We start from the raw sequence: 19,964 nt of genomic DNA, 5'->3' as shown, positions 1-19,964 counted from the left end.
CTTGACGGAACCGAGTCCGATCCAGCGCGCGGTCGCCGCTGCCCATGCCGGCCTGCCGATCCCCGAAGTCGCGGCCCAGTACGGGATGGAAGCCGAGACCCTGTCCGACGCCCTGGCGGTCTACGACCAGGCCGGCCGGGAGGCTCTGGCACGACATGCTCCAACGGTCGACTGGTGGCAGGTGTACCTCCACTTCACCGACTGGACCAAAGCCGACGAGACTTTCACCGCTCGTATCCTGCCCCTGCTCCAGGAGGCGGAGACTGCCGGGCTCGGCGGCTGGTGGTACACAAGAAAGCACCCCTGCTGGCGTCTGCGCCTCCGCGTCCAGCCCGCGAGTGGTGCCAAACTGAGTATCGGGGACCACTTCGACCGCCTCGTCTCCGACGGGCACCTTCAGCGTTGGTGGCCCGGCATCTACGAGCCGGAGGTTTCGGCGTTCGGCGGGAAGTTCAGCATGACGGCCGCGCACTCCCTGTTCGTCACCGACAGCCGCGAGATCCAGGAGCTGCGCCGGCGCGGCGGCCTCACTATCGGACCCAGGGAGATGTCCGTCCTCCTGTGCACGATCATGATGCGTGCGGCGCGCCTGGAGTGGTACGAGCAGGGCGATGTCTGGGACCGGGTCATCACGGTGGAACACCGCTCGGCCGTCAGCGACGTTCCCCCGGAGCGGCTCAACGCCCGTTCCCAGGAGATCCGTCCCCTGCTTCTCGCTGACAGTGACGCACTGCTGAACTCCGGGGGCCCGTTGGAGCCCCTCGCCGAGTGGGCCGCCGCCTTCCGCAGCACCGGCCAGGCCCTCGCCCACGGGATTCAGGGCGGAACACTCGACCGGGGGCTGCGGCAGGTGCTCAGCTACCACGTGATCTTCCACTGGAACCGGCTCGGCCTGTCCATGCGAGGGCAGAGCATCCTGGCCTGGGCAGCCAGGGCGGCCATCCTGCACGGTGCCGAGCACAAGGAGAGCCAGCGCGCATGACGACGCTCATCATCGGCGGCAGTGGCTTTCTGGGGACCGAACTGATCAGGCAGGCGAGAGCGGCAGGGCATCGTACGGCCGCGACCTACCACGTGACCGTCCCCGCATTCACCTCCGAGACCGCGTGGTACCCCCTTGACCTGCGGGATGCGGAGCGCCTCGCCGTCGTCGTGGCCGAGACGCGCCCGAGTCTCATCATCAACGCATCCAGTGGGGGAGCCGACTGGGCGACTACGGCGGAGGCCCCCGTCCGGCTCGCGATGACCGCGAGGAGACACGGCAGCCACCTCGTGCAGGTGTCCACCGACGCGGTGTTCTCCGGTACCGGCCGGGCCCGCTACGACGAGTCCTGCCTCCCGGACCCGATCACGACCTACGGCGCCGCCAAGGCCGCCGCGGAGACCGGTGTTCTCGCGGTATACCCGGAGGCCGCTGTCGTCCGCACGTCCCTGATCATCGGGCACGGCCGTTCCGTGCACGAGCGCTTGGTGCACCAGCTCATCGCCGGCACCGCCAGCGGAGTCCTGTTCACCGATGACATCCGCTGCCCGATCCACGTCACGGACCTCGCCGCCGCGCTGCTGGAGCTCGCGGAGAACGGCGCCGTGGGGACGCAACACGCCGCAGGGGCCGACGCCGTCAGCCGCTACGAACTCGGTGTCCTCATCGCACGGCGCGACGGCCTGGACGCTGCCCGTCTGGCCGCCGGCCTGCGCGCCGAGTGCACGCTGCGCGGCCCACTCGACGTGCGCCTGGACAGTCGGACGACCCAGCACCTGTTGAGCACCCGTCTGCGCGGTGCGCACGACTTCCTTGTCGCGCACGAGGGTGAACCACAGGGCTGACCGGACGGCGGCGAAGTCCATCTATACGCTGGAGCACGATGAAGAAGGTCGCCATTGTCGGCTGCGGAGGCAGCGGTAAGTCTCACGTGGCCCGCGAGCTCGGCAGGATCCTCGACGCCCCGGTGACGCACCTGGACGCCGCGTTCTACGACGACGAGTGGAACGCGCTGCCCATGGACAAGTTCACCGACGTGCAGCGTGAGCTGGTTACTCAGCCGCGGTGGGTAATCGACGGCAACTACAACTCGACGCTGCAGGTACGGCTCGAGGCCTGCGACACCGTGGTCCTGATGGACGTGTCGACCGTGGCGGCGCTGTACGGGATCTTCTCCCGACAGCTCCGGCACGGGGCCGGGCACAAGGGCAACGGGGTGCACAACCGCATCCAGTGGGGTGTGATCAAGTACGTCGGCACGTACCGGCGCAAGATGCGGCCCCGCGTGATGGCGAAGATCGAGGAGTTTGGCTCCGGCACCGACGTGGTGCTGCTGGCCAACCGGCGCCAGACGCGGCGCTGGCTACAGAAGGTGGCTGCCGAGGAGTCCTGAACGGCCCGCACCCCCGGTCAGGGGCTCCGGCATGACCGAGCCCAAGCCGTTCCTGGTCCCCATCCGACGGCTGTACGGACAGGCCTCGCGGCTGGCCGGGCGGACCAGCGCCGTGATACGTGCCAAGACCCCGGGCCGCCCCGTGCCCGAGCCGATGGACCGGGCACCCTGACGTTCGTACGAATCGAGGGCCGCTCCGTACGCCCCGAGGACTTTCCGGGCGCGGCGAACTGTTGGGCCGCCAGCTCACTGGCAGAGCCCTGCTGGTGCTGCATAGGCGGTGAGAAGCCGCAGCAGACCTCGTCCAGGAACTCAGGCGGCGACTTCGCCAGGGGCGTCGAATTCGCCGTCCTGGCTCGGGTAGAACCACCGGCGAACGTAGGTATAACCAGGGGGGAGGTCGCAGCCCCACCGTTCCCTGTACCTCGCGTTGGCCTCCTCGCTGGCGTGGTGGCCGGGGAAGAGCTTGCGGAGGAACGGGTCGCGGTCAGGGTCGAGAAGGGACTGACGGGGCTCCTGAATGGCTTCGCGAGCGGCGAAGGACTCGGGATCCTTGACGTCCTTGGCGTCGTACCTCTCGGCGTCCGCTCTCTCTTGGAGATGGGCGAACACAGCCAGGCCCACGGTCAGGGTCACGCCAAGAGCGACGCGGATTTTCGGCTTGTTCTTCCCGCACCAGCTCTTCGCCTTCTCGGAGAAGGAGATGGTCTTGCCGTCCTCGGGAGGCATGGAGTCGGTCACCCGCACAGATTTACCCGACGGGCCCCTTACCTGTCAGGCAGTTATCCGACATAGCCACATGAAGTTCAGCAAGGCGGGGGCGGAGCCCAACCTCATTGGCTCGCCGTCACGCCAGGACGGGAAGGGACACAAGTCCGCGTACGAGACGGGTTCGTCGCCACTCCAGCAGCTCTGCCGGTACGGCAAGGCTGATTCCGGGGAAGCGGGCCAGTACCGCCCGAAGAGCGATCTCGAGCTCGGCCATGGCCAGGGGCGCACCGACGCAGCGGTGGATGCCGTGGCCGAAGGCAAGGTGAGCAGTCGCGTTGCGGTTCAGATCGAGCTGATCCGGCGCCGGGAACCGCGTAGGGTCCCGGTTGGCTGCCCCGAGGGCGACCAGGAGCGGGGTGCCGGCCGGGACATCGGTGCCGCCGAGCGTGACGGCTTCCGTGGTGAACCGGAAGGTGGCTGTACTCACCGCGGAGTCGAAGCGGAGCAGTTCGTCCAGTGCGGCGGGGATCTCGTCGGGATTTCCACGGAGGCGATCCAGCTCGGCTGGGTGCTGGAGCAGCGCGAGGAGGGCGTTGCCAAGGGCGTTGGTGGTGGTCTCGTGTCCGGCTACGAGCAGCAGCACGGCCATGGAGACCAGTTCCTCCTCGCTCAGGTGGTCGTCTCCGTCGCGCGCCGAGATGAGCCGGTCGAGGAAGGACCTGCCGGGGTCTTGCCGTTTGTCGGCGACGAGGTCTGTCATGTAGTCGGCCATCGCGTGTGAGGCCGCGTCGATGACGCCGGGCTCTCCCGCCGCGAACAGTTCAGCGGACCAGCGCTGGACATCGGACCGGTCGGCCGGCGGCACTCCGAGCAATTCGCAGATCACGGTGACCGGCAGCGGCACTGCCAGGCCGGCCACGACGTCGAACGGCTCGTTGGTGCGCCACTGGTCCAGCAGGCTGTCGGTGACCCGAGTGATGAACGGGCGCAGTTGTGCGACGGCCCTCCTGGTGAACGCCTTGGTCACCAGTTTGCGCAGCCGGGTGTGCCGGGGCGGATCGCTGGCCAGCATGGTTTGGGCGATCGCGGGGTGCAGACGGCGTCGTGACTTCTTGCCCGCGAAGAAGACGGCGGTGTCCTTCGACAGTCGGGCGTCGCCGAGGGCTTCCCGGGCTTCCGCGTAGCCGGTGACCAGGTAGCCGGGGCGTCCGCCGGAGTCGGCCTGCAGAGGCTGCACCGGGCACGCGGAGCGCATGGCCTCATACGTCGGATAGGGGTCCCGGAGGAAGTGGGGGCCCTTCGTCGGGTCAGTCATGATCCCAGGCTCCAACGGGTTCCGGTCGGCCGTCGTCGGCGACACGCCCCGCGTGGCGGGCGTAGGCGGAGGCCACCAGGAGGAGCCACTCCGTGTCCCCCTGCAGGTCCTTGCGGGAGGCGGCCTCCGCCGATCGCGGAGCAACGTTGTCAGGGACCCGGCCGGCCTTTCGGTCGGCGAGCGCCGCCCTCAGAATGGCCGCCTCGACTGTTGCGGCGCCGTGCGCCGTTCCAGCGTCGACGGTGTCCTGGACCGCTTCCTGCACCTCCCGGGATCGGTATGGCCGTAGAGCGAGGACGCCGTCGCTGATCTCGATGACCCGCCGCTGGAGCAGGAAGTCCGAGTCGGTCGACACGTCCTCGGTGCGCGCGGGCGACAGGATGATGTGAGGCATGGCGGTTGACAGGTCCTGCCACAGGGGGTCGAGCGCCTCGAAGGACTGGACTTCCCAGCGTCGCCGGCGTGCCTGGCTGATCGGGTAGGCCACGGTGGGCAAGGTCAGGCCGAGGCAGATCAGCAGGACCGCGAGCGCCGGGGCAGTGACGCTGAAGGCACACCTGCCGACCAAGGTCGAGCACTCCACAGTGCTGTCGATGAGCCCCAGCCCCAAGCCCAGGTCGACGAGCCGCGTCGTCTTGTAGGCGACGTAGATCAGGGCGAAGACGCAGCCGGTCGCCGCAACGCGAAGGCCGATCCGGACGCTGCCTCGGCGCGTCGACGCCGACTGGCGTACGGCCTGGACGAGGAAGTCGATGACCGCGAAGCCCAGGTAGGAGATGTACAGGAGCAGGTAGAGGGCGTACGCCTGGGGCGACCGGTTGGTGAACTGCTCGTAGGTGAACAGGAGCGTCATGCCGGCGACCGCCGTGACAAGCAGAGCGAGACGCACCCGGATGAGTCGTCGGGCTTCCGCGGGGTCCAGGTTGAGCTGGAGGATGACGGCCACGACCGCCGCAGCGGCTCCCAGTGACGCGCAGTTGCTCAGCAGCCGGGCGATGTGGGGCACGAGCGCCTCGACGGCGTTTTCGATCAGCGGTGCGTAGGAGGCGAAGGCCAGGGCGAAAGCTCCGAGGAGCCCGCCCATGGCCCACGTACCGGTGGGGCGGGGCGTCCCTCGGCCGAACACCCAGTAGCCGCTGGCCGCAGCGAGCAGGAGTGACATACCAAGGAAGACGTAGTTCATCGGCGGAGCCGCCCTCTCCTGACGGGCTGGGCGAAGAGCGCGTCCCAACTGTCCGGCCCTCTTTCCGGCCGAAGGGATGGAGATTCGCGATCGCGATAAATGCGCCGGCGGATGACCGAGGCCATCATCTCGGCCTGCCGCTCGTCGGTTGTCGAGTAGTTGGTTCGCCCCGACATGCGCATCGCCAGGGTGGGGTTGACCCCGAGAGCGCGGGCCGTCTGCATGTCGATCTCGAGACTGCCGGGATGATCGCAGTACACATGGCACAGTTCGTGCGTGAGGATGTGACGTTGGTGGTGCACGGAGGTGCCTTCCTCATAGAAGAGGAGGTCGGCCTCCAGCATCTCCAGCCTTATGCCACAGGGTGCGTCGACCACGCCGAGCGTGTCCAGCGGTTGCAGAATGATTGGCTTCCCGCGCTTTTCGGCTATGGCCTCTCGCAATTCGCGCGTGCTGAAACGGTGCGGCAGTCTCAGAAGATCGACCTGTTCCTCGCACCAACTACGCAGTTGGCTCTCGTGATTTTCCGGCAAGGGCATGACGCTTCCCCCTCGGCCTCGGCTGTGCGCCAACTTCTGGTGAGCGAACACGAGGATGCCAAGAGGAAGGCGGAACTCACAGTTCCCGGAAGCCGCAGTTCCGATCACGGAAGGTGAGTCAGGGCGGGTCGCCCTCCCGGCGCTGCTCGCCTTTCGGTCTTCCTTCGAGGCGGGATGACGCCCAGCCTTGCGGGCCCATGTGTCGGCCCGTCAGATTACTTGAACGATTGACCATCCGTTATGTCCGACTACGCTGAATGACTGATTCATGATCCATTGGCTGCGATTCGCGATGCACTGTGGCGCATGTCACCGAGCGGCGGGGTCTAATTTCAGGTCATGGATGCTCGGGGTGAGCAGGGCAAGAGCGTCGATCCCGGCGGTGAACCTTTGCCCGATCTGCTGCGATTCTGGCGGAGGCGTATCGACCCGCTGAAGGTTCCAGGATTGATGGCCACGGGGCGGCGGGGTAGGGGGCTGACGCAGAACGACGTAGCTCGCCTGGCCGGAGTGAGTGTCCGCTGGTACGGCGCACTGGAGCGCGGAATCAAAGCGGACTACTCGGTCGATTTCCTTGATCAGGTTTCGTCGGTGCTCCGGCTCAACCCTGCGGAGCGCCGCGCGCTGTACCTGAAATCGGTCGGTCGTCCGCCAGCTCTTGCCGCATCACCGGGGGCAGGGGCGGTTGTGCCGGTGGATGCGACGCTGCTCCAACGGTTCCTGGACCTCCAGAACCCCGCGCCGGCCTTCGCGACGGACCTGGCCTGGAACATGATTGCCCACAACCAGCAGCTGCGGAACTGGTTCCCCTGGACCGTCGATCAGGGCGCCAATCTGATGAGGTGGACGTTCCTCGCGACGGAGGCTCGCGAGCAGCTCGTGGCGTGGGAGCAGGACTGGGCGCGCCCCTTCCTGGGGCGACTCCGCTATGAGCGGGCCCACCATCCGCAGGACAGTGGGCTGCTTAACCTGGAGCGGGACATTCTTGCCGGGTCGTCGGCCGCGCGGGAGATGTGGGATCGCCCAGATGTGGTCGAGCACTCCCACGGTGTCCTTCGACGTCTCAGACTCCCGTACCACCAGGGGCGCGAGGCTGCCATCCGCGTCGTGGCTCTCCGGCCGATGCGCAGCGACACCCTCCGCGTCGTCGTGCTGCTGGAGGGGCCGGAATGTGCCGACGGTATCTGATCGGATCGTGAAGCAGGTGCGCCTCGAGTCTCAGGTCGGCGACGTCACTCGTCGTCGAGCAGGTCCGAGTCCTCCGGCTCCGGCATCCCCTCGAGCCGACGCGCCTGGTCGATCACGCTGGCCAGCATGGTCAGGCTCCCCGCGCTGAGCCCGTTGGCGCGCAGGGCGATCCGCCGTACGTCGTGATCTCGCATTGCGGCAAGAAGCTGAATCTCGGCATGCTGCCGCTCGGCTTCGCCCTTGTCGAAGAAGTAGCTCGGCTGTACCCCGAAGAACCCGGCCAGAGCCCGGATTGTCTCCATCTTGGGGTTCTTGTTGGTTCCGGTACGGAGCTGCTGGATGGCGCTAGCGGAGATAGTCACGCCGGAGGCGTCACGGATGCCCTTCGAGGCTTCCGCGTACGTGTACGGGCCGCGCCCCTGGGGGTGCACCGTCTTGAATAGGTGGTCGAGCAGCTCCGCGAAGCTCTTCTCGGTGGTCATCCCCCAGCCCTTCGTCATGCCCGTCATCGTATCCACCCCAGTGGCGGCGGCACCCAATCTCGCTCCGTGTGCTGCCACCGTAGTTGACGGCCGCGCGTGATTGCAGTGTACGTTGACCATCGCGGTCGTCCAGTTGAATGTTCCGCCCCTGGTGGGGGTGGGTGCAATGAGTCTGGACTTGTGCCAGGGGGTCCCCATATGGTCTTGGTCCCTCAGCAACCGGATCATCAGTCGGAACGGACCAGAAGGAGCAGGGCATGCGCGCACACGGGCCATGAGAACGCGGAGCAAAAAACCGGCGCCCGGGAGCTACCAACTCCCAAGCGCCGGGCCGGCACCCCAAGAGATGCCGATTCACATCACGCGGGCGGCAGGGCTTCTTGCACGAGACCGCCGCACCGCGCTCCTACGAACAACGGAGTATCGCATGCTCGCCACGCCGAGCGGAAACCTGGCCTGCGCGGACGACGGCCGTCCGCGCCGCCTCGCCGCCCAGCTCGCCGACATGATCCCGGGAGCGGCCACGATCCGGGTCAGCCTCACCGATCCGGCGCAGACATGGCTTCACCTCCACGCCGTCGTCAGGGACGAGGCCGGTAGGACCAAGGAGCTGGGCCGCCCCACCGCCAGGGTCGCGGCACGCTGGATCCTGCGGGTCTGGCCGGAGGTGGACTGGATGCGCCCGCACACCTTCCGCCTTGCCGACGCCACCCTCACACGCAGCGACCTGGTCGCCGCCGATCGGGGCCGCTGACATGGCCCGGATCCGAACCGTCAAGCCGGAGGCGTTCACCTCCGAGTCACTTGCCGAAGTGACCGTGACGGCCGAGAGGACCTTCTTCGGCCTGCTCACCCAGGCAGACGACCACGGCCGCCACCGGGACAACGCCGCGATCATCGCAGGGCTCCTCTGGCCCCTGCGCGCCGAGCACACCTCGGTCCACGTCGAGGACGACCTCCACCAGCTTGCGAACGCCGGACTGATTTGCCGGTACACCGGATGCGACGGCCGCCGTTACCTCCACATCGTGACTTGGTCCGAGCACCAGAAGATCGACAAGCCGAGCCAGTCGCGCCTGCCCTCGTGCCCGCAGCACCAGGCTGCCGACCGGTGCGCACCCTGCAAGGGCTCCTGCACCCGGAGGGCGGAGGGCTCACCCACCACTCCCCGAGGACTCGCCGAGACCTCGGCGAGGGCACCCCGAGCCCTCGATCTGCCTGTCGCACCCGCCTCGACGGTGCCGGAACAGGCAGACGGGTCAGCCGCCGGCCGACAGGAGGCCGCCGACGGAGCCATCAGCGCACCCGGGCGGACTGGAGTAAGAAGTGCAGGTCAGAGGGTTGTCCCCGACGGCTCCCCGAACCTTCCGCGAAGCCTCTCCGAAGGCTCGGCGCCTGGATCTAGGATCTTGGATCCTGGATCTCTTGTCCCTACGGGGCGCACAGCGCCCGAAGCCGGCGTCTCCGCCAAGGACCTCGTCGGGGAGTACGTCGCCGGGTGCGACCAGCGCCCCCCGAGCGACGTGATCGGGCACCTCGGGCGGATCATCAAGAAGCTCCTGGACGAGGGCATCGCACCGGCGCACATACGAGCCGGGCTGGCGAACTTTGCGGCCAACCCCAAGCACCCGAGCGTGCTGACCAGCATGGTCAACGAGGCGATGAACGCTCGCCCCGGCGGTTTGGCGCGGCCGGGAATCCGGCCTAACGTGCCCGCCCACCAGGCGTGGACCAACCCGGCCAACGCGTCTGCCGCCTACGCCGAGGAGCTGTGATGCACACCCGTCACCGCGAACCCCAGCTCCTCGGCAACGAAACCGTCCTGGAGCGCATGGCCAGGATCCTGGCCGCCCGCAACATCGACCCGGCCGACGCCGCGCTGCCGGACGACGCCGAGCCCTTCTCACCGCTGGACGCCCTGCTCGCCGGGCTGCCCCCGCGCTATCAGGCGGCTGTCGTCGACCACCCCACGGTCCTGGAGTGGGTCCGGAAGGTCACCGACGCGGCCGTCGCACCCAGCCGAGGAGCCCGACGACAGGTCACCACCGGACCTAGCCTGCTGATGGCCGGGGTCGTCGGCGCGGGCAAGACACACCAGGCGTACGGCGCAGTCCGAGCGCTGGTCAACAGCGGGGTCGGTGTTCGCTGGCGCGCGACCACCGCTGCCGACCTCTACGCCAATCTCCGCCCCCGGCCCGGGGTCGACAGCGAGCGGGAACTGGCGGCGGTCAGCCGCTGCCCGCTGCTGATCATCGACGACCTCGGCGCGGCCAAGGCGAGCGAATGGGTCGAGGAGATCACGTACCGGCTGATCAACCGGCGGTACAACTACGAACTCCCCACGTTGATCACGACCAACCTGGCGATCAAGGACCTGCGCTCCTACCTCGGGGATCGCGTCGCCAGCAGGCTCGCGCAGATGACCACCCGAGTCGAGTTCGAGGCCGTCGACCGCAGACGCCACGGCGCCGCCGCCTGACCCTCCACAGGCCACCCCGCCGGACCGCGCCCTCGTAGCGCCGTCCCCCCGGGCACTTACCGCCAGCGCACCTCTCCGCCGACGCCCCTGCGCGCGGAGAGCGATCGGAGCACCCCGCATGACCAGCACGATGAACAGCCCTGCCCACCACCGTCAGCTCGGCGACCAGACCTGGCAGGCCGACGCCGTCTGCCAGAGCACCGAGTACAACCCAGTGGACCCCGAAGTCTTCTTCCCCGAGCCTGACGAGACCGCCAAGATCGCCACGGCCAAGGCTCTGTGCGGCCAGTGCCCGGTCCGCCGAACCTGCCTGGACGCCGCTCTCGAAGGGGGTGACACCGACGGGATCCGTGGCGGCCTGACAGAGGAGGAGCGCGGGCCGCTGCACGACAAGCTCGCCAGCCGCCTCGACTACAGCCGCGTCAATGCGACCATCGCCGGGCGCGACGTGCACCTCACCCACGCGGAGCGCCGCGCGGTCGAGTACGCGGCCTACCGCCACGGTGTGAGCGAGCAGCGCCTGGCCTGGCTTCTGAAGGTCACCGAGGAGCACGCCAAAAAGCGATACCGCGAAATCCGCCGGGCCGAGCGCAACCGAACCCTGAACCAGCCCACCACGAACACCCCATCCCCCGAGACCACCGGCGAGCGCCTGATCTGCGACGACTTCGGGACGGCGGCATGAACACCGCAAGCGCGCCGAAGACGGCGCACATATCCGGGTGGGACCGCGCGGCTGTCGTGGCCCTCGGGGGCGCGGGATGCGCGCTGTCGTATGACGCCCTGCAGCAGATGGCCGTCGCCATCCATATCCGAGGCTTCCTTACCTACCTGTTCCCCCTGGTGATCGACGGGTTCATCGCCTACGGCATCCGAGCCCTCCTGGTCCTGCGCAACGCACCACTGCGCGCCCGGCTCTACGTCTGGACGCTCTTCGGCACGGCCACCGCCGCCAGCATCTGGGCCAACGCACTCCACGCGGTGCGCATCAACCAGGACACGGTCGCCGGCACCGGCCTCCAGCTCGGTGACGCGGTGGTCGCGGTGCTCTCCACCATCGCCCCGCTCGCGCTGGCCGGAGCGGTCCACCTCTACATCCTCATTGCCCGGGGCCCGGTCGAGGACACTGACCGGCAGAACCGCGGTCAGCCCGGTCGCCTCGGTCAGACCGACCGGGGCGACGCCATCGAGGTCACCCGGACCGACCGAGCCGGTCAGCAGCGGTCAGCGGCCGGTCAGGTCAAGTCCGGTCAGTCGGTCACCGCTCTGACCGACCGGCTGCCGCTGTCCTCGCCCGACGAGGACACCGCCGCCCGGTCAGTGACCGGAGACTCGCCCCCGGCGACCAGCGGCCAGTCGGTCACCGACCACCACAACCACAGCCACGGTGCCCCTGACCTGCCGGGACAGGCGGACAAGGGTCGGCCGGTCGCTGACCGCCCCGGCAGTGCGGCCCCGGTCGGCGATGACCAGGGCAGCCCGGCGGGGGTCAGTGCCCCGCCGGTCACCTCGCTGCCGGTCACTGACCGGGCCGCTCGGCCGACTGGTGACCGGCGTCCTGACCCGGACACCGAGGAGCTGCTGGCGATCGCCCGGTCGGCGGTCAGGGCCGAGGACAAACTGACCCGCAAGGTGGTCGCCCAGGCGATCCGAGGTCAGCAGATCCCGCTGTCCAGCGACACCCTGACCGCGCTGATGGCTCAGCTGCGCGAGCAGCACCGCCAGCCGGTCACTTACCGGCCCTGACCGAACCTCCACGGAGTGGGTGACCGAACCGGTGGCCCCGGCCGGTCACCCACTCCGCATGTCACCGACACACCCCGCCACAGCAGAAGCGGAGAGCACCCGATGCGCACTCACCCGGCCACGCCCGCCGAAGTCGACTCCTGGCTGACCGTCCTGCACCAGCACGGACACCTCCACCGCGCCCAGTCCGGCCCCGACACCACCTGGATCGTGCAACGCGAGCAGCACGACCGGCCCTGGACCCTGCACCACCCCGTCCTGGCCATGGACTGGATCGAGGAACTCGTCCGCGAAATCCAGCAGCAGGACCCGGAGACGAGCCGGTGAACACCGACGACCCGGTGGCCACCTCCGCTGGACAGCAGCGTGACCCCACCACGGCTCCTGGCGGAGCAAGCTATCGCGTACGACGGTCCTACGGCCCGACGTACGCACTTGCCCCCGCCCAGGAGGGCGGGGGAAGCCCGGCTGGTTCCCGAGCGAGGGCGCACGGGGACCAACCGGGCAACCGGCACCAGGGGGCGCCGGTCACCGGGGGAGAAGCCGATCGCGACGACCACCGCGAGCAGCCGAGCCCGAGCACGCCCGCCTACCCCGACCGCAAACCGCGCCGCCGCACCCGCAACCCCAGCGAGCGCACCCGCAAGACGACCACCCGCCTCTCCGACACCGAGAAGACCGAGATCGCCGAGGCCGCCACCAAGCGCGGCGTCACCGTCGCCCGCTTCCTCGCCGTCTCCGGCCTGAGCGCCGCCCGCGGATGCGCCGCTGTGCACAGCAACGACCAGCTCGACACCGCCATCGACGAACTCGCCGCTCTGCGCACCGCGCTGGCCCGCATCGGCAACAACATCAACCAGATCGCCTTCGTCCTCAACAGCGGTGGCCAGCCGCGCGCCGGTGAACTCGAACACGCCCTGGGCGCGCTGACCGGACTTCTCGCCCGCGTCGATGACGCGGCGAACGACCTGGTGACCCGGCGGCTGTGATGGTTCCCGACATCGGACGCGGCTCCCGCACCCACGGCCTCCTCGTCTACCTGTACGGCCCCGGACGGCGCGAGGAGCACACCGACGCACACCTCGTCGGCTCCTGGGACGGCTTCGCCCCCGACCCCGGCCGCGACCCCGACCCGAAGGTCACCCTCGCCCGGCTCACCGCCGCCCTGGACCTGCGGGTCAAGCAGGCCGGCGACCGCGCACCCGCCAAGCACGTCTGGCACTGCTCGGTCCGCACCGCCCCCGGGGACCGGCGGCTGGACGACGAGGAGTGGAACGCCGTCGCCCAGCGCATCGTCCACGCCACCGGCATCGCCCCGGCTGGAGACCCCGACGGCTGCCGGTGGATCGCCGCCCGCCACGCGGAGGACCACATCCACATCGTCGCCACCCTCGTACGCGGCGACCTGCGCAACCCGCGCCTGAACTACGACTTCAACAAGGCCCAGGCCGAATGCCGCCGCATCGAGAAGGATATGGGCCTGCGGCGCCTGAACGCGGGCGACGGAACCGCAGCGAAGAATCCCAGTAGCGCCGAGAGGTTCAAGGCCGAGCGCACCGGCCGCCCGGAGACCTCGCGCGAGACGCTCCGCGAGGCCGTTCGTCGAGCCGTGGCGGGAGCGGATTCGGAAGAGGAGTTCTTCACGCGGCTCCGAGAAGCGGGGGTACGGGTGAGGCTGCGGCACGCACCGTCCGGTGACGCGCTCGGCTACAACGTGGCCCTGCCCGGCGACCGCAACCGCGACGGAGACTCGGTCTGGTACCCCGGCTCCAAACTGGGCCCCGACCTCTCCCTTCCGAAGATCCGACTACGCCTCACCGACGGGGCCGCCGAGCCGAGCGCGCCCGCGGTCGGCGCTGACCGGACGAACTGGTCACCGCCCGCCCGTCAACGACGCAACGCCACCGTCATCGCAGAGCGCTCGGCCACGCTCCTGGAACGCGACGAGGACGGCGAGGCCGCCCCCCAGCTCGTCGGCGTCGGAGAACTCCTCGACGCAGTGGCTCAGACCTCACCGGCCACTACCCGCACCGAGCTGGCCGCCGCAGCTCGCGCCTTCGAACGGGCAACCCGCAGTCATGTCCGCGCCGAACGCGCCGACACCCGAGCCCTCCGCTCAGCCGCCCGAGGCATTGTCCAGGCCGGCGGGGCGCTCGGCCGAGGCGAGGACGGCGGCACCACCGCCATGCTCGTCTCCACCCTCGTCCTCGTCACCCTCGCCGCCGCCCGCTGGCACTCCGCCCGCGGACACGCCCAGCAGGCCCACGCCGCCCGACAAGCCGCCGCGCACCTGCGCACCGCCTACCGGCAGGCCGCCGCCACCCCGATGCGCATGCTGCACGACCAAGGCCGTGCCCTTCCTGACGCCCAGCGCCTCATGCACGAGGCCACCCTTCGCGCCGTCCTGCCCGAGAACGTCGTACGGACGGGAGGCACGGAAGCGAGGACCGACGCCTTGGTCGCCACCCTCGCCCAGGCCGAGCGGGCAGGGCACGACTCCGAAGCCCTCCTGCGCCAGGCCGTCGACATGCGCGAACTCGACAGCGCCGATGACGTGAACGACGTCCTGGTCTGGCGCCTGCGGCGCATCGCCCAGCTCCCGGCACACCCGGGTGACGGTGCCCATCGTCCGCAGGCCGCCACCCGCCAGGCCACCACGCCGAGCAGCCGCACCAGTGAACGAAACGCGACGGCAGCCGTACCGCTTGGGACTGCTCAAGACCCCAACCGCCGCTCGCCACGTCGCTGACCACGTCGAACCGGACGTGGACCACCGTCCGAGCGGACGCCGCGAAATGTATGGACAGCCGGTTCCACCGGCTGTTACGGATGAAGACAGGACCAACAACCGGGAGATGACGCTCGTGCTCAGAACCACTACCCGCACCACGGAGCCGGCACCCGTCCTGCCCGTCGTCCCCACTGGCACCGACCCCCTGCTGCAGGTCCAGGCCGAGATGCGGTCGGCCGACGGCCCCGGGGCAATTCGCTGCGTCGGCCACTCACGCGAACTCGCTCTCGGCGGCATCCCCGTGATGTGCTCCGCCTGCCGTGCCCGACGCGACTGGCTGCTCATCAACCACGGGCGCAACGTCTGGGTCCGGTGCCGATGCGGCAACCAGTGGCTCGAGCCCGAGATCAGTCGCGCCGACTTCGATGCCCTGGTCGGCGGCCCGCACGGGACGACCTACCCGAGTGTCGAGGCGGGCTTGACCGCGCTCGGGTTCGACGGCGTATTCGCCGGCATCTACCTGGAGTAGGCGAGCACCAGACGGAACGCCGAAGGGCGCCACCGGCATGTCGGTGGCGCCCCTTGGCGTGCAGGTGAGGTTCAGCTGCGTGCGCTGTCCTTCGCCAGCCCACCCCGGAAGTCGCACCCCGGGCACTCGTCTTCACCCTGGACGTGTCCCTCGTACCAGCCGTGGACCGCCGCATGCAGGATGGCCTCCTCCACGGTGGCCTCGCCGCTACGGACTGACTCGATGGCTCCGCCGACGATCAACCCGAGTACGGCGTTGTCGGTCGAGGGGAACGGGGGCGAGGACATCTGCGAGTCGGGTGTCATGCCCGCAGCCTACGGGCGAGCACCCGCTCGGTCAGTCGGTCGACGTGGTCTCCTGTCGGGGGGAGCTGTGCAGGTCGCTGCGAAATCCCCGGCCGACCGGCCTCCAGTTCTGGAACGTGGACGGCTTCCAGCGGGGACGGTCCGGAACGCTGTCGTCGTCGGGCGAGGGCAGGCTGCCCCGGCTCTTGCGGCTGCGGGTCGCGCCGACGCTGATACCCAGGTGGGCGGCGACCTCCGGGTATCCCCAGAGCCTCTGGTCGTCGGCCATGGTGTTCTCCTTCGTCAGGTCGAGCGTACGCAACGAACGGGTGGACGCACGACGAGGCCGCCCCTGCCTGAGCGGCATGGGGCGGCCTTCGGCGGTCCTCGGTCAGACTCCGGAGAGCCGGTTGGAGAGGTCGAGTGCGTCGGTCGCGAATGAGAGGGCGGCGCACAGGCCGGTCACCTCGTACAGGGTCGGACGGACCAGGCGTGGCCAGTCGTCCGGGGCGGCGAGCCAGGAACCGAGGAGCACCTCGGTCGTGGTCAGCCCCAGGTACGCCGTGACGTCCCAGCCGCTGCGCGAAGCGGGCTCCCAGCGCAGCCGGATGCGCCCGAGGGGAAGTTGGGGGGTTTCGGCAGCGAGCCAGGTGATGTCGAGGGGGCCGTCGGGGCGGGCGGAGATGCGCTGGAGAAGCGCGCTGTGCACGCCGTACGGCATGGGGCGCACGGCGACATCGTGCAGCGCGGGGCGCGAGAGGGACGAGATGGAAGCCTCCGTGGTGGTAGGGAAGCGATCAAGCCCAGGTGAGGGCGTCGCGCGCCCCCACCGGGAGGTAGTCCTCCTGGCCGTCGTCGGCGATGTACGCCTTGCCGTCGCGGACGACGACTTCGGCTCCGACGAAGTGGGCGAAGGGGAAGTCGGGGTTGATGGCGAGACGGACAGGCAGGTTGGGGTCGAGTTCCTGGAGCTGGCGGAGCAGGTGGCCGACGGTCAGATACTGAGGCAAGGGAAACTCCGAGAGCAGTAGGGGACAGGGCCGGAACCAGCGCGGTGCACGGGGTGGGCCGTCGTCGGCCCGCCCCGTGGTCCGGCGGTCAGCGCGAGGAGTGGGTGACGAGGGCGGCGAGGAATCCGGCGACGGCCTCGGAAGGGGTGTGGACGCCGAACTCCTGGACCCATACCTCGCCGTCGGCGGGCAGCACCTGGACGCGCCAGACGATCTCGCGCGCCCAGGCGGAGGGGTCTTCGGGAAGCCAGCCGACGTAGACGCCGCCCTCCGGGCTGGTCATGTGAATGTTGGCCTCCGGGGTCTCGGCGATCGTCCAGCCGAGACCGTCCAAGAGGTCGAGCACCGGAGCGGCGCAGTGGTCGGAGGAGAGCCATTGGCGGTCTTCCACGGCGGGGCGGACGACGGCGGGCAGGAGGGTGGCAGAGGCGTTCACGGTTGGACGATCCCTTCGTTGACCTGCGGTTTTCCCGACACCCGTACGTTGGCATGCGACATGACGAAGTGCGTAGTCGTTTCCCCGGGGATGCCGTCTGCCGTGGGCGAACTGGAGACCACCAGCGAGCGGTCGGCGGGACGGGAATGGATCGGCGACCGCGGTTGTCGTACCTGGGTTGCGGTGAGGGACCGCACGTCGGTGAAGGAGAGCAGGGGATGGCCGAGGCGAGCAGACACTGGGACGGCGCCGGACTGGAACGCAAGATCCGCGCCGCCGGACGGCCCTGGACCGTGGGCGACATCGCGATGGTCGCCGACGGTCAGTGGGGAGTCGGCGCACAGCCCGACCGGTGGCCGGACGAGGAGACGGTGGAGCGCCGGGTCGCCGAAGGCCGGCGCGTGGAGCTGACGGTGGAGGAGCTGGCCCGCGCGGTGGGCCCCCGGGCCGAAGAGGGCCACCGCGACGAGAATCGGAGCTAAGCGTTCAACGTCGGGGCCCCGTTGTGGGCGCTGACGGCCCTACGACCGCCGCCGGAGAGGACGGTTTGGGCACGGCCCCCGGGGCGTGCCGCGTCTGCCCGGAGCGGGCGACAGCGGCCTGAGCCAGCCGAACCGCCGGTGCCTCAACCTCGGGTGCGGCAGCCTCCCGAGCCTCCACCACGCGCCGGATCGCCTGGAGGTACGCATGGCTCTCCGCGTGGGCGACGCGGAGGCTGACCGCCGTTTCGGTGATCCGGTCGAGTTCGTAGAAGTCAGGCACGTACCCATGCCGGGACAGGGCGTGAAGACGGTCCTGGTGGACGGTTACCGCGCTGTCCGTGATGGCCAGGGCCGCGCGGGTGTGCATGGCGCAGCGCAGGAGCGGGTCCTCGCTGGGGCGGCGGACCCCTAGGACCTCAAGAGCTTCGATGGGCTGGCCCCAGGCGTTCTCGATCACGGCCGTGGCCTGGTCGAGCATGGTGGTGGTGGGCATGGTGGAACTCCTGTTGGGCGGGGACGGTCGCGAGTGGAGTGCGGCCTGGGGTGGGAGTCAGCGTCCGCGCCGGGGCGTCGGCGAGCTGGCCGGCAGCCGGTCAGAGGTCGCGGGCGCGGGGTGTCCCGTCCGTTTCTGCGCCGCCCCCGTGGAGCGGCTCTGCGCGGCCATCACCCGGAGGTCGGCTGCTGTGCGTGGTGCCCGCGCGGCACGGTGTACGGCCTGGGTGACCGCGGTGCGGCGTACGTCCAGCGGAGTCGGAGCGCGCGAAACCTGAGCCTCGGCGATCGGCGTGGCCGAAGCGACAGGGGTCATCGTGACAAGGTGCTGCATCCGCCGGTCGACTTGGTGGCGTTCACGGACCACCGGGGTCGACTTCGCCATCACAGCGGCGGTTGCGGCGATCAAATGCGATGGGGTGCGGGCCGTGAACGTCGCTTCGGCACGAGTGCCCCAGCCCGGCGGGCCAGCCCACAGCTCGATGGTCGTGCGGTCGGAGCCGTAGCCGCGCCGATCGATAAGGATGCCCGCTTGGTCGTCAGGAGCGGTGATCTCGACGGTGCCGAGTTCAGCAGCTCCGTCAAGGTTCCAGCCGGCATCGGTCAGCGGCCGGACGGTGTCCCTCCAGGGGACGGTTGGCCCTGTCAAGAAGCGGCCGGGGGTGTCGGAGGCGATGGCTTCGTCGTAGTCCTGGACCAGTGCGGCGGTGAGGCCGGCGACCATCTCGGCCGGGGTGACGTGGTTGAACGTCGCCGTCCAGCGAGGCGCCGAGAAGGCGTCCTCGGCTGCGCTGATCTTCCACAGTTCGAAGTCGTCGCCGAACCAGCCGATCCGAATCCGTTGGTCGGGAGAGGTCACGAGGAGCTGGCAGGGGCCCTCATCGAGGTACTGATGGGGCCAGTGGGCGACGGGCGCGAAGCCAGCCTCGCCGGTCCCGTTGGAACCAGCCAGATACATGGGGCTGACCAGTACCTCTTGGTACCGGGTCGGGTCATCAGGGGCGTACATGGTCGAGTCTCCGGAAGCGAAGGAGGGGGACGGATCCGCGTGAGCAGCGGCGGGAGCCGCTGGAGCGCACACGCATGCCGTGGCGGCGGCGAGTGGCCTCTAGTTCTCACCGCCGTCACCGGCCCCGGCCCGGTGCCGACTGAGCGGTCACGGCCGCCGGCACCCGCGGTTCCGGCTGAGGCGCGTGGCTGAACATGACGTTGGACGCGGCGGCGCTCCGCCGCAGGGCCGCCGCGGTCCGGGCGCCGTCGGCCCCCGCCCCCAGCGGAATGCCGACGTGGCTGCGCGTTGCTGCCGCTGCCGGACGCGGTGCCGCTGTTCCACCTCGCAGCGCGAAGGGCTGGCTCCAGTGCTCGACACTCGCGTAGACGGCCCCCAACGCCTGGCCGGCATCGGTGAGCACGTAAGGGTCTCCGTGCCGGGAGCCCGTCCGCGTGACCAGGCCATCGGCCTGAAGCCGGACAAGTCGCTGCCGTGCGAGGCCGTTGTCCAGACCGGCCGCCTCGGCGATGTGAACGAACCGCATCTGGCCGTCAGCCGAGTCGAGGGCCTGAATCACGGCAGTTGAGTGCCGAAGATGCAAGCGGCGCAGCGCGTCCTCGACACGCTCGGCTTCGGCCATCGGTTCCTGTGTCAGGTGGGTGCGGGACCAGTCCGACACCGTGCGGAGGACGGGGGCCAGAGACGTGCCTAGCGCGCTGAGTCGGTACGGCGCGCCCCGCCGGTCGTCATCGCGGATCACCAGTCCGTCAGCGTGCATCGTGGCCAGCCGTTTGCCGACGAACTGCTCACTGACGAAGGGGAGCTGCGCAGCAACGTCGCGGACGCGCACGGGGCCGTTCACCTGGGCCAGGGTCATCGCGGTCCAGGTGGTCCACTTGGGCCCGATCCGGGCGAGAGCCTCCTCGACGCGCTGGGCGTCGATGGAAGCGATGGAGAAGGTGGGAGGCAGGCCGGGGGTAGGCACGGTGGG

General features: G+C 69.6%; 28 protein-coding genes. 15 read left to right on the top strand and 13 right to left on the bottom strand.

What is annotated here, in order from left to right:
- Position 1 precedes the first annotated feature (1 nt).
- Genes ABS735_RS23025 through ABS735_RS23010 form a run of 4 tightly spaced genes read left to right on the top strand, consistent with a single transcriptional unit; the run spans position 2 to position 2,547 of the window.
- Positions 2 to 982: a thiopeptide-type bacteriocin biosynthesis protein gene (locus ABS735_RS23025; RefSeq protein WP_373900687.1), complete on the top strand. Its 981-nt coding sequence runs from the start codon at positions 2 to 4 to the stop codon at positions 980 to 982.
- On the top strand, positions 979 to 1,827 hold the full coding sequence (locus ABS735_RS23020; RefSeq protein ID WP_373900688.1) for an SDR family oxidoreductase: 849 nt from the start codon (positions 979 to 981) through the stop codon (positions 1,825 to 1,827). Before ABS735_RS23025 ends, ABS735_RS23020 begins: the two co-directional genes overlap by 4 nt.
- Before the next feature lie 38 nt (positions 1,828 to 1,865).
- Complete coding sequence (locus ABS735_RS23015; RefSeq protein WP_373900689.1) at positions 1,866 to 2,375, top strand: P-loop NTPase family protein; 510 nt, start codon at positions 1,866 to 1,868, stop codon at positions 2,373 to 2,375.
- Positions 2,376 to 2,406: 31 nt separating this feature from the next.
- A complete protein-coding gene (locus ABS735_RS23010) occupies positions 2,407 to 2,547 on the top strand; it encodes a hypothetical protein (protein WP_373900690.1) in 141 nt (46 codons plus the stop codon).
- A 140-nt stretch (positions 2,548 to 2,687) separates the two neighbouring features.
- Here ABS735_RS23010 and ABS735_RS23005 read toward each other — a convergent pair whose 3' ends face one another.
- The 4 genes from ABS735_RS23005 to ABS735_RS22990 form a co-directional block, all read right to left on the bottom strand.
- Entirely contained in the window at positions 2,688 to 3,116 is a 429-nt protein-coding gene (locus ABS735_RS23005; protein WP_373900692.1) for a hypothetical protein, read from the bottom strand.
- Between the two features lie 106 nt (positions 3,117 to 3,222).
- Complete coding sequence (locus ABS735_RS23000) at positions 3,223 to 4,401, bottom strand: cytochrome P450 family protein (protein ID WP_373900693.1); 1,179 nt, start codon at positions 4,399 to 4,401, stop codon at positions 3,223 to 3,225.
- Positions 4,394 to 5,584 (bottom strand): MAB_1171c family putative transporter, encoded by a 1,191-nt coding sequence (locus tag ABS735_RS22995; protein ID WP_373900694.1) that lies wholly within the window; start codon positions 5,582 to 5,584, stop codon positions 4,394 to 4,396. Before ABS735_RS22995 ends, ABS735_RS23000 begins: the two co-directional genes overlap by 8 nt.
- Positions 5,581 to 6,123: a regulator component gene (locus tag ABS735_RS22990; protein ID WP_373900695.1), complete on the bottom strand. Its 543-nt coding sequence runs from the start codon at positions 6,121 to 6,123 to the stop codon at positions 5,581 to 5,583. The genes ABS735_RS22995 and ABS735_RS22990 overlap by 4 nt, the downstream gene beginning before the upstream one ends.
- Positions 6,124 to 6,462: 339 nt before the next feature.
- Between ABS735_RS22990 and ABS735_RS22985 the strand changes: the two genes are divergently transcribed.
- On the top strand, positions 6,463 to 7,311 hold the full coding sequence (locus ABS735_RS22985) for a helix-turn-helix domain-containing protein (protein WP_373900696.1): 849 nt from the start codon (positions 6,463 to 6,465) through the stop codon (positions 7,309 to 7,311).
- 44 nt (positions 7,312 to 7,355) lie between these two features.
- On the opposite strand, the gene ABS735_RS22980 is transcribed toward ABS735_RS22985, so the two are convergent.
- Positions 7,356 to 7,811 carry a Secondary metabolite protein gene (locus ABS735_RS22980; protein ID WP_373900697.1) on the bottom strand — a complete coding sequence of 152 codons (456 nt, stop codon included), beginning with the start codon at positions 7,809 to 7,811 and terminating at the stop codon, positions 7,356 to 7,358.
- Positions 7,812 to 8,220: 409 nt separating this feature from the next.
- Here ABS735_RS22980 and ABS735_RS22975 point away from each other — a divergent pair, with 409 nt between their 5' ends.
- From ABS735_RS22975 to ABS735_RS22935, 9 genes are all read left to right on the top strand, one after another.
- Positions 8,221 to 8,547, top strand: a complete 327-nt coding sequence (locus ABS735_RS22975; RefSeq protein WP_373900698.1) for a transcriptional regulator — start codon at positions 8,221 to 8,223, stop codon at positions 8,545 to 8,547.
- Position 8,548: 1 nt separating this feature from the next.
- Positions 8,549 to 9,568, top strand: coding sequence for a hypothetical protein (locus ABS735_RS22970; RefSeq protein WP_373900699.1), 1,020 nt, complete (start codon positions 8,549 to 8,551; stop codon positions 9,566 to 9,568).
- Complete coding sequence (locus tag ABS735_RS22965) at positions 9,568 to 10,272, top strand: ATP-binding protein (protein ID WP_373900700.1); 705 nt, start codon at positions 9,568 to 9,570, stop codon at positions 10,270 to 10,272. The genes ABS735_RS22970 and ABS735_RS22965 overlap by 1 nt, the downstream gene beginning before the upstream one ends.
- A 118-nt stretch (positions 10,273 to 10,390) precedes the next feature.
- The gene (locus ABS735_RS22960; RefSeq protein ID WP_373900701.1) at positions 10,391 to 10,957 is read left to right on the top strand and encodes a WhiB family transcriptional regulator; all 567 of its coding nucleotides are present in this window, start codon (positions 10,391 to 10,393) and stop codon (positions 10,955 to 10,957) included.
- The gene (locus tag ABS735_RS22955; protein ID WP_373900702.1) at positions 10,954 to 12,018 is read left to right on the top strand and encodes a DUF2637 domain-containing protein; all 1,065 of its coding nucleotides are present in this window, start codon (positions 10,954 to 10,956) and stop codon (positions 12,016 to 12,018) included. Before ABS735_RS22960 ends, ABS735_RS22955 begins: the two co-directional genes overlap by 4 nt.
- A 102-nt stretch (positions 12,019 to 12,120) precedes the next feature.
- Positions 12,121 to 12,345 (top strand): hypothetical protein, encoded by a 225-nt coding sequence (locus tag ABS735_RS22950; protein ID WP_003972986.1) that lies wholly within the window; start codon positions 12,121 to 12,123, stop codon positions 12,343 to 12,345.
- Complete coding sequence (locus tag ABS735_RS22945) at positions 12,342 to 13,007, top strand: MobC family plasmid mobilization relaxosome protein (RefSeq protein WP_373900703.1); 666 nt, start codon at positions 12,342 to 12,344, stop codon at positions 13,005 to 13,007. The genes ABS735_RS22950 and ABS735_RS22945 overlap by 4 nt, the downstream gene beginning before the upstream one ends.
- The gene (locus ABS735_RS22940; RefSeq protein WP_373900704.1) at positions 13,007 to 14,767 is read left to right on the top strand and encodes a relaxase/mobilization nuclease domain-containing protein; all 1,761 of its coding nucleotides are present in this window, start codon (positions 13,007 to 13,009) and stop codon (positions 14,765 to 14,767) included. Before ABS735_RS22945 ends, ABS735_RS22940 begins: the two co-directional genes overlap by 1 nt.
- Before the next feature lie 106 nt (positions 14,768 to 14,873).
- The gene (locus tag ABS735_RS22935) at positions 14,874 to 15,278 is read left to right on the top strand and encodes a hypothetical protein (RefSeq protein ID WP_373900705.1); all 405 of its coding nucleotides are present in this window, start codon (positions 14,874 to 14,876) and stop codon (positions 15,276 to 15,278) included.
- Positions 15,279 to 15,349: 71 nt separating this feature from the next.
- On the opposite strand, the gene ABS735_RS22930 is transcribed toward ABS735_RS22935, so the two are convergent.
- From ABS735_RS22930 to ABS735_RS22910, 5 genes are all read right to left on the bottom strand, one after another.
- Complete coding sequence (locus tag ABS735_RS22930) at positions 15,350 to 15,583, bottom strand: hypothetical protein (RefSeq protein WP_373900706.1); 234 nt, start codon at positions 15,581 to 15,583, stop codon at positions 15,350 to 15,352.
- 31 nt (positions 15,584 to 15,614) lie between these two features.
- Positions 15,615 to 15,851, bottom strand: a complete 237-nt coding sequence (locus ABS735_RS22925; protein WP_056704972.1) for a hypothetical protein — start codon at positions 15,849 to 15,851, stop codon at positions 15,615 to 15,617.
- Positions 15,852 to 15,953: 102 nt separating this feature from the next.
- On the bottom strand, positions 15,954 to 16,283 hold the full coding sequence (locus ABS735_RS22920; RefSeq protein WP_373901270.1) for an esterase: 330 nt from the start codon (positions 16,281 to 16,283) through the stop codon (positions 15,954 to 15,956).
- A gap of 76 nt (positions 16,284 to 16,359) precedes the next feature.
- On the bottom strand, positions 16,360 to 16,572 hold the full coding sequence (locus ABS735_RS22915; RefSeq protein ID WP_030881926.1) for a hypothetical protein: 213 nt from the start codon (positions 16,570 to 16,572) through the stop codon (positions 16,360 to 16,362).
- 88 nt (positions 16,573 to 16,660) lie between these two features.
- The gene (locus ABS735_RS22910) at positions 16,661 to 17,008 is read right to left on the bottom strand and encodes an SPDY domain-containing protein (RefSeq protein ID WP_164181804.1); all 348 of its coding nucleotides are present in this window, start codon (positions 17,006 to 17,008) and stop codon (positions 16,661 to 16,663) included.
- 218 nt (positions 17,009 to 17,226) lie between these two features.
- Here ABS735_RS22910 and ABS735_RS22905 point away from each other — a divergent pair, with 218 nt between their 5' ends.
- The gene (locus ABS735_RS22905; RefSeq protein ID WP_097930480.1) at positions 17,227 to 17,490 is read left to right on the top strand and encodes a hypothetical protein; all 264 of its coding nucleotides are present in this window, start codon (positions 17,227 to 17,229) and stop codon (positions 17,488 to 17,490) included.
- 4 nt (positions 17,491 to 17,494) lie between these two features.
- Here the strand turns inward: ABS735_RS22905 and ABS735_RS22900 are convergent, their stop codons facing one another.
- The 3 genes from ABS735_RS22900 to ABS735_RS22890 all read right to left on the bottom strand — a co-directional run bounded on the left by ABS735_RS22900 (position 17,495) and on the right by ABS735_RS22890 (position 19,958).
- Positions 17,495 to 17,983, bottom strand: a complete 489-nt coding sequence (locus tag ABS735_RS22900; RefSeq protein WP_373900707.1) for a hypothetical protein — start codon at positions 17,981 to 17,983, stop codon at positions 17,495 to 17,497.
- A 57-nt stretch (positions 17,984 to 18,040) separates the two neighbouring features.
- Positions 18,041 to 18,991 carry an SPDY domain-containing protein gene (locus tag ABS735_RS22895; protein ID WP_373900709.1) on the bottom strand — a complete coding sequence of 317 codons (951 nt, stop codon included), beginning with the start codon at positions 18,989 to 18,991 and terminating at the stop codon, positions 18,041 to 18,043.
- A 115-nt stretch (positions 18,992 to 19,106) separates the two neighbouring features.
- A complete protein-coding gene (locus tag ABS735_RS22890) occupies positions 19,107 to 19,958 on the bottom strand; it encodes a winged helix-turn-helix transcriptional regulator (RefSeq protein ID WP_373900710.1) in 852 nt (283 codons plus the stop codon).
- Between the last annotated feature and the right edge of the window lie 6 nt (positions 19,959 to 19,964).

Origin of the sequence: Streptomyces sp. MMCC 100 (assembly GCF_041538145.2) — a bacterium.
In the GTDB taxonomy this organism is placed as follows: Bacteria; Actinomycetota; Actinomycetes; order Streptomycetales; family Streptomycetaceae; genus Streptomyces.
This window is presented reverse-complemented; position numbering and strand designations above follow the sequence as displayed.

Coding starts and splice junctions, on each gene's coding strand:
- ABS735_RS23020 (WP_373900688.1), top strand. CDS start 979: ATGACGACGCTCATCATCGGCGGCAGTGGCTTTCTGGGGACCGAACTG.
- ABS735_RS23015 (WP_373900689.1), top strand. CDS start 1,866: ATGAAGAAGGTCGCCATTGTCGGCTGCGGAGGCAGCGGTAAGTCTCAC.
- ABS735_RS23010 (WP_373900690.1), top strand. CDS start 2,407: ATGACCGAGCCCAAGCCGTTCCTGGTCCCCATCCGACGGCTGTACGGA.
- ABS735_RS23000 (WP_373900693.1), bottom strand. CDS start 4,401: ATGACTGACCCGACGAAGGGCCCCCACTTCCTCCGGGACCCCTATCCG.
- ABS735_RS22995 (WP_373900694.1), bottom strand. CDS start 5,584: ATGAACTACGTCTTCCTTGGTATGTCACTCCTGCTCGCTGCGGCCAGC.
- ABS735_RS22990 (WP_373900695.1), bottom strand. CDS start 6,123: ATGCCCTTGCCGGAAAATCACGAGAGCCAACTGCGTAGTTGGTGCGAG.
- ABS735_RS22985 (WP_373900696.1), top strand. CDS start 6,463: ATGGATGCTCGGGGTGAGCAGGGCAAGAGCGTCGATCCCGGCGGTGAA.
- ABS735_RS22980 (WP_373900697.1), bottom strand. CDS start 7,811: ATGACGAAGGGCTGGGGGATGACCACCGAGAAGAGCTTCGCGGAGCTG.
- ABS735_RS22975 (WP_373900698.1), top strand. CDS start 8,221: ATGCTCGCCACGCCGAGCGGAAACCTGGCCTGCGCGGACGACGGCCGT.
- ABS735_RS22970 (WP_373900699.1), top strand. CDS start 8,549: ATGGCCCGGATCCGAACCGTCAAGCCGGAGGCGTTCACCTCCGAGTCA.
- ABS735_RS22965 (WP_373900700.1), top strand. CDS start 9,568: ATGCACACCCGTCACCGCGAACCCCAGCTCCTCGGCAACGAAACCGTC.
- ABS735_RS22960 (WP_373900701.1), top strand. CDS start 10,391: ATGACCAGCACGATGAACAGCCCTGCCCACCACCGTCAGCTCGGCGAC.
- ABS735_RS22955 (WP_373900702.1), top strand. CDS start 10,954: ATGAACACCGCAAGCGCGCCGAAGACGGCGCACATATCCGGGTGGGAC.
- ABS735_RS22950 (WP_003972986.1), top strand. CDS start 12,121: ATGCGCACTCACCCGGCCACGCCCGCCGAAGTCGACTCCTGGCTGACC.
- ABS735_RS22940 (WP_373900704.1), top strand. CDS start 13,007: ATGGTTCCCGACATCGGACGCGGCTCCCGCACCCACGGCCTCCTCGTC.
- ABS735_RS22935 (WP_373900705.1), top strand. CDS start 14,874: ATGACGCTCGTGCTCAGAACCACTACCCGCACCACGGAGCCGGCACCC.
- ABS735_RS22930 (WP_373900706.1), bottom strand. CDS start 15,583: ATGACACCCGACTCGCAGATGTCCTCGCCCCCGTTCCCCTCGACCGAC.
- ABS735_RS22925 (WP_056704972.1), bottom strand. CDS start 15,851: ATGGCCGACGACCAGAGGCTCTGGGGATACCCGGAGGTCGCCGCCCAC.
- ABS735_RS22920 (WP_373901270.1), bottom strand. CDS start 16,283: ATGCCGTACGGCGTGCACAGCGCGCTTCTCCAGCGCATCTCCGCCCGC.
- ABS735_RS22905 (WP_097930480.1), top strand. CDS start 17,227: ATGGCCGAGGCGAGCAGACACTGGGACGGCGCCGGACTGGAACGCAAG.
- ABS735_RS22900 (WP_373900707.1), bottom strand. CDS start 17,983: ATGCCCACCACCACCATGCTCGACCAGGCCACGGCCGTGATCGAGAAC.
- ABS735_RS22895 (WP_373900709.1), bottom strand. CDS start 18,991: ATGTACGCCCCTGATGACCCGACCCGGTACCAAGAGGTACTGGTCAGC.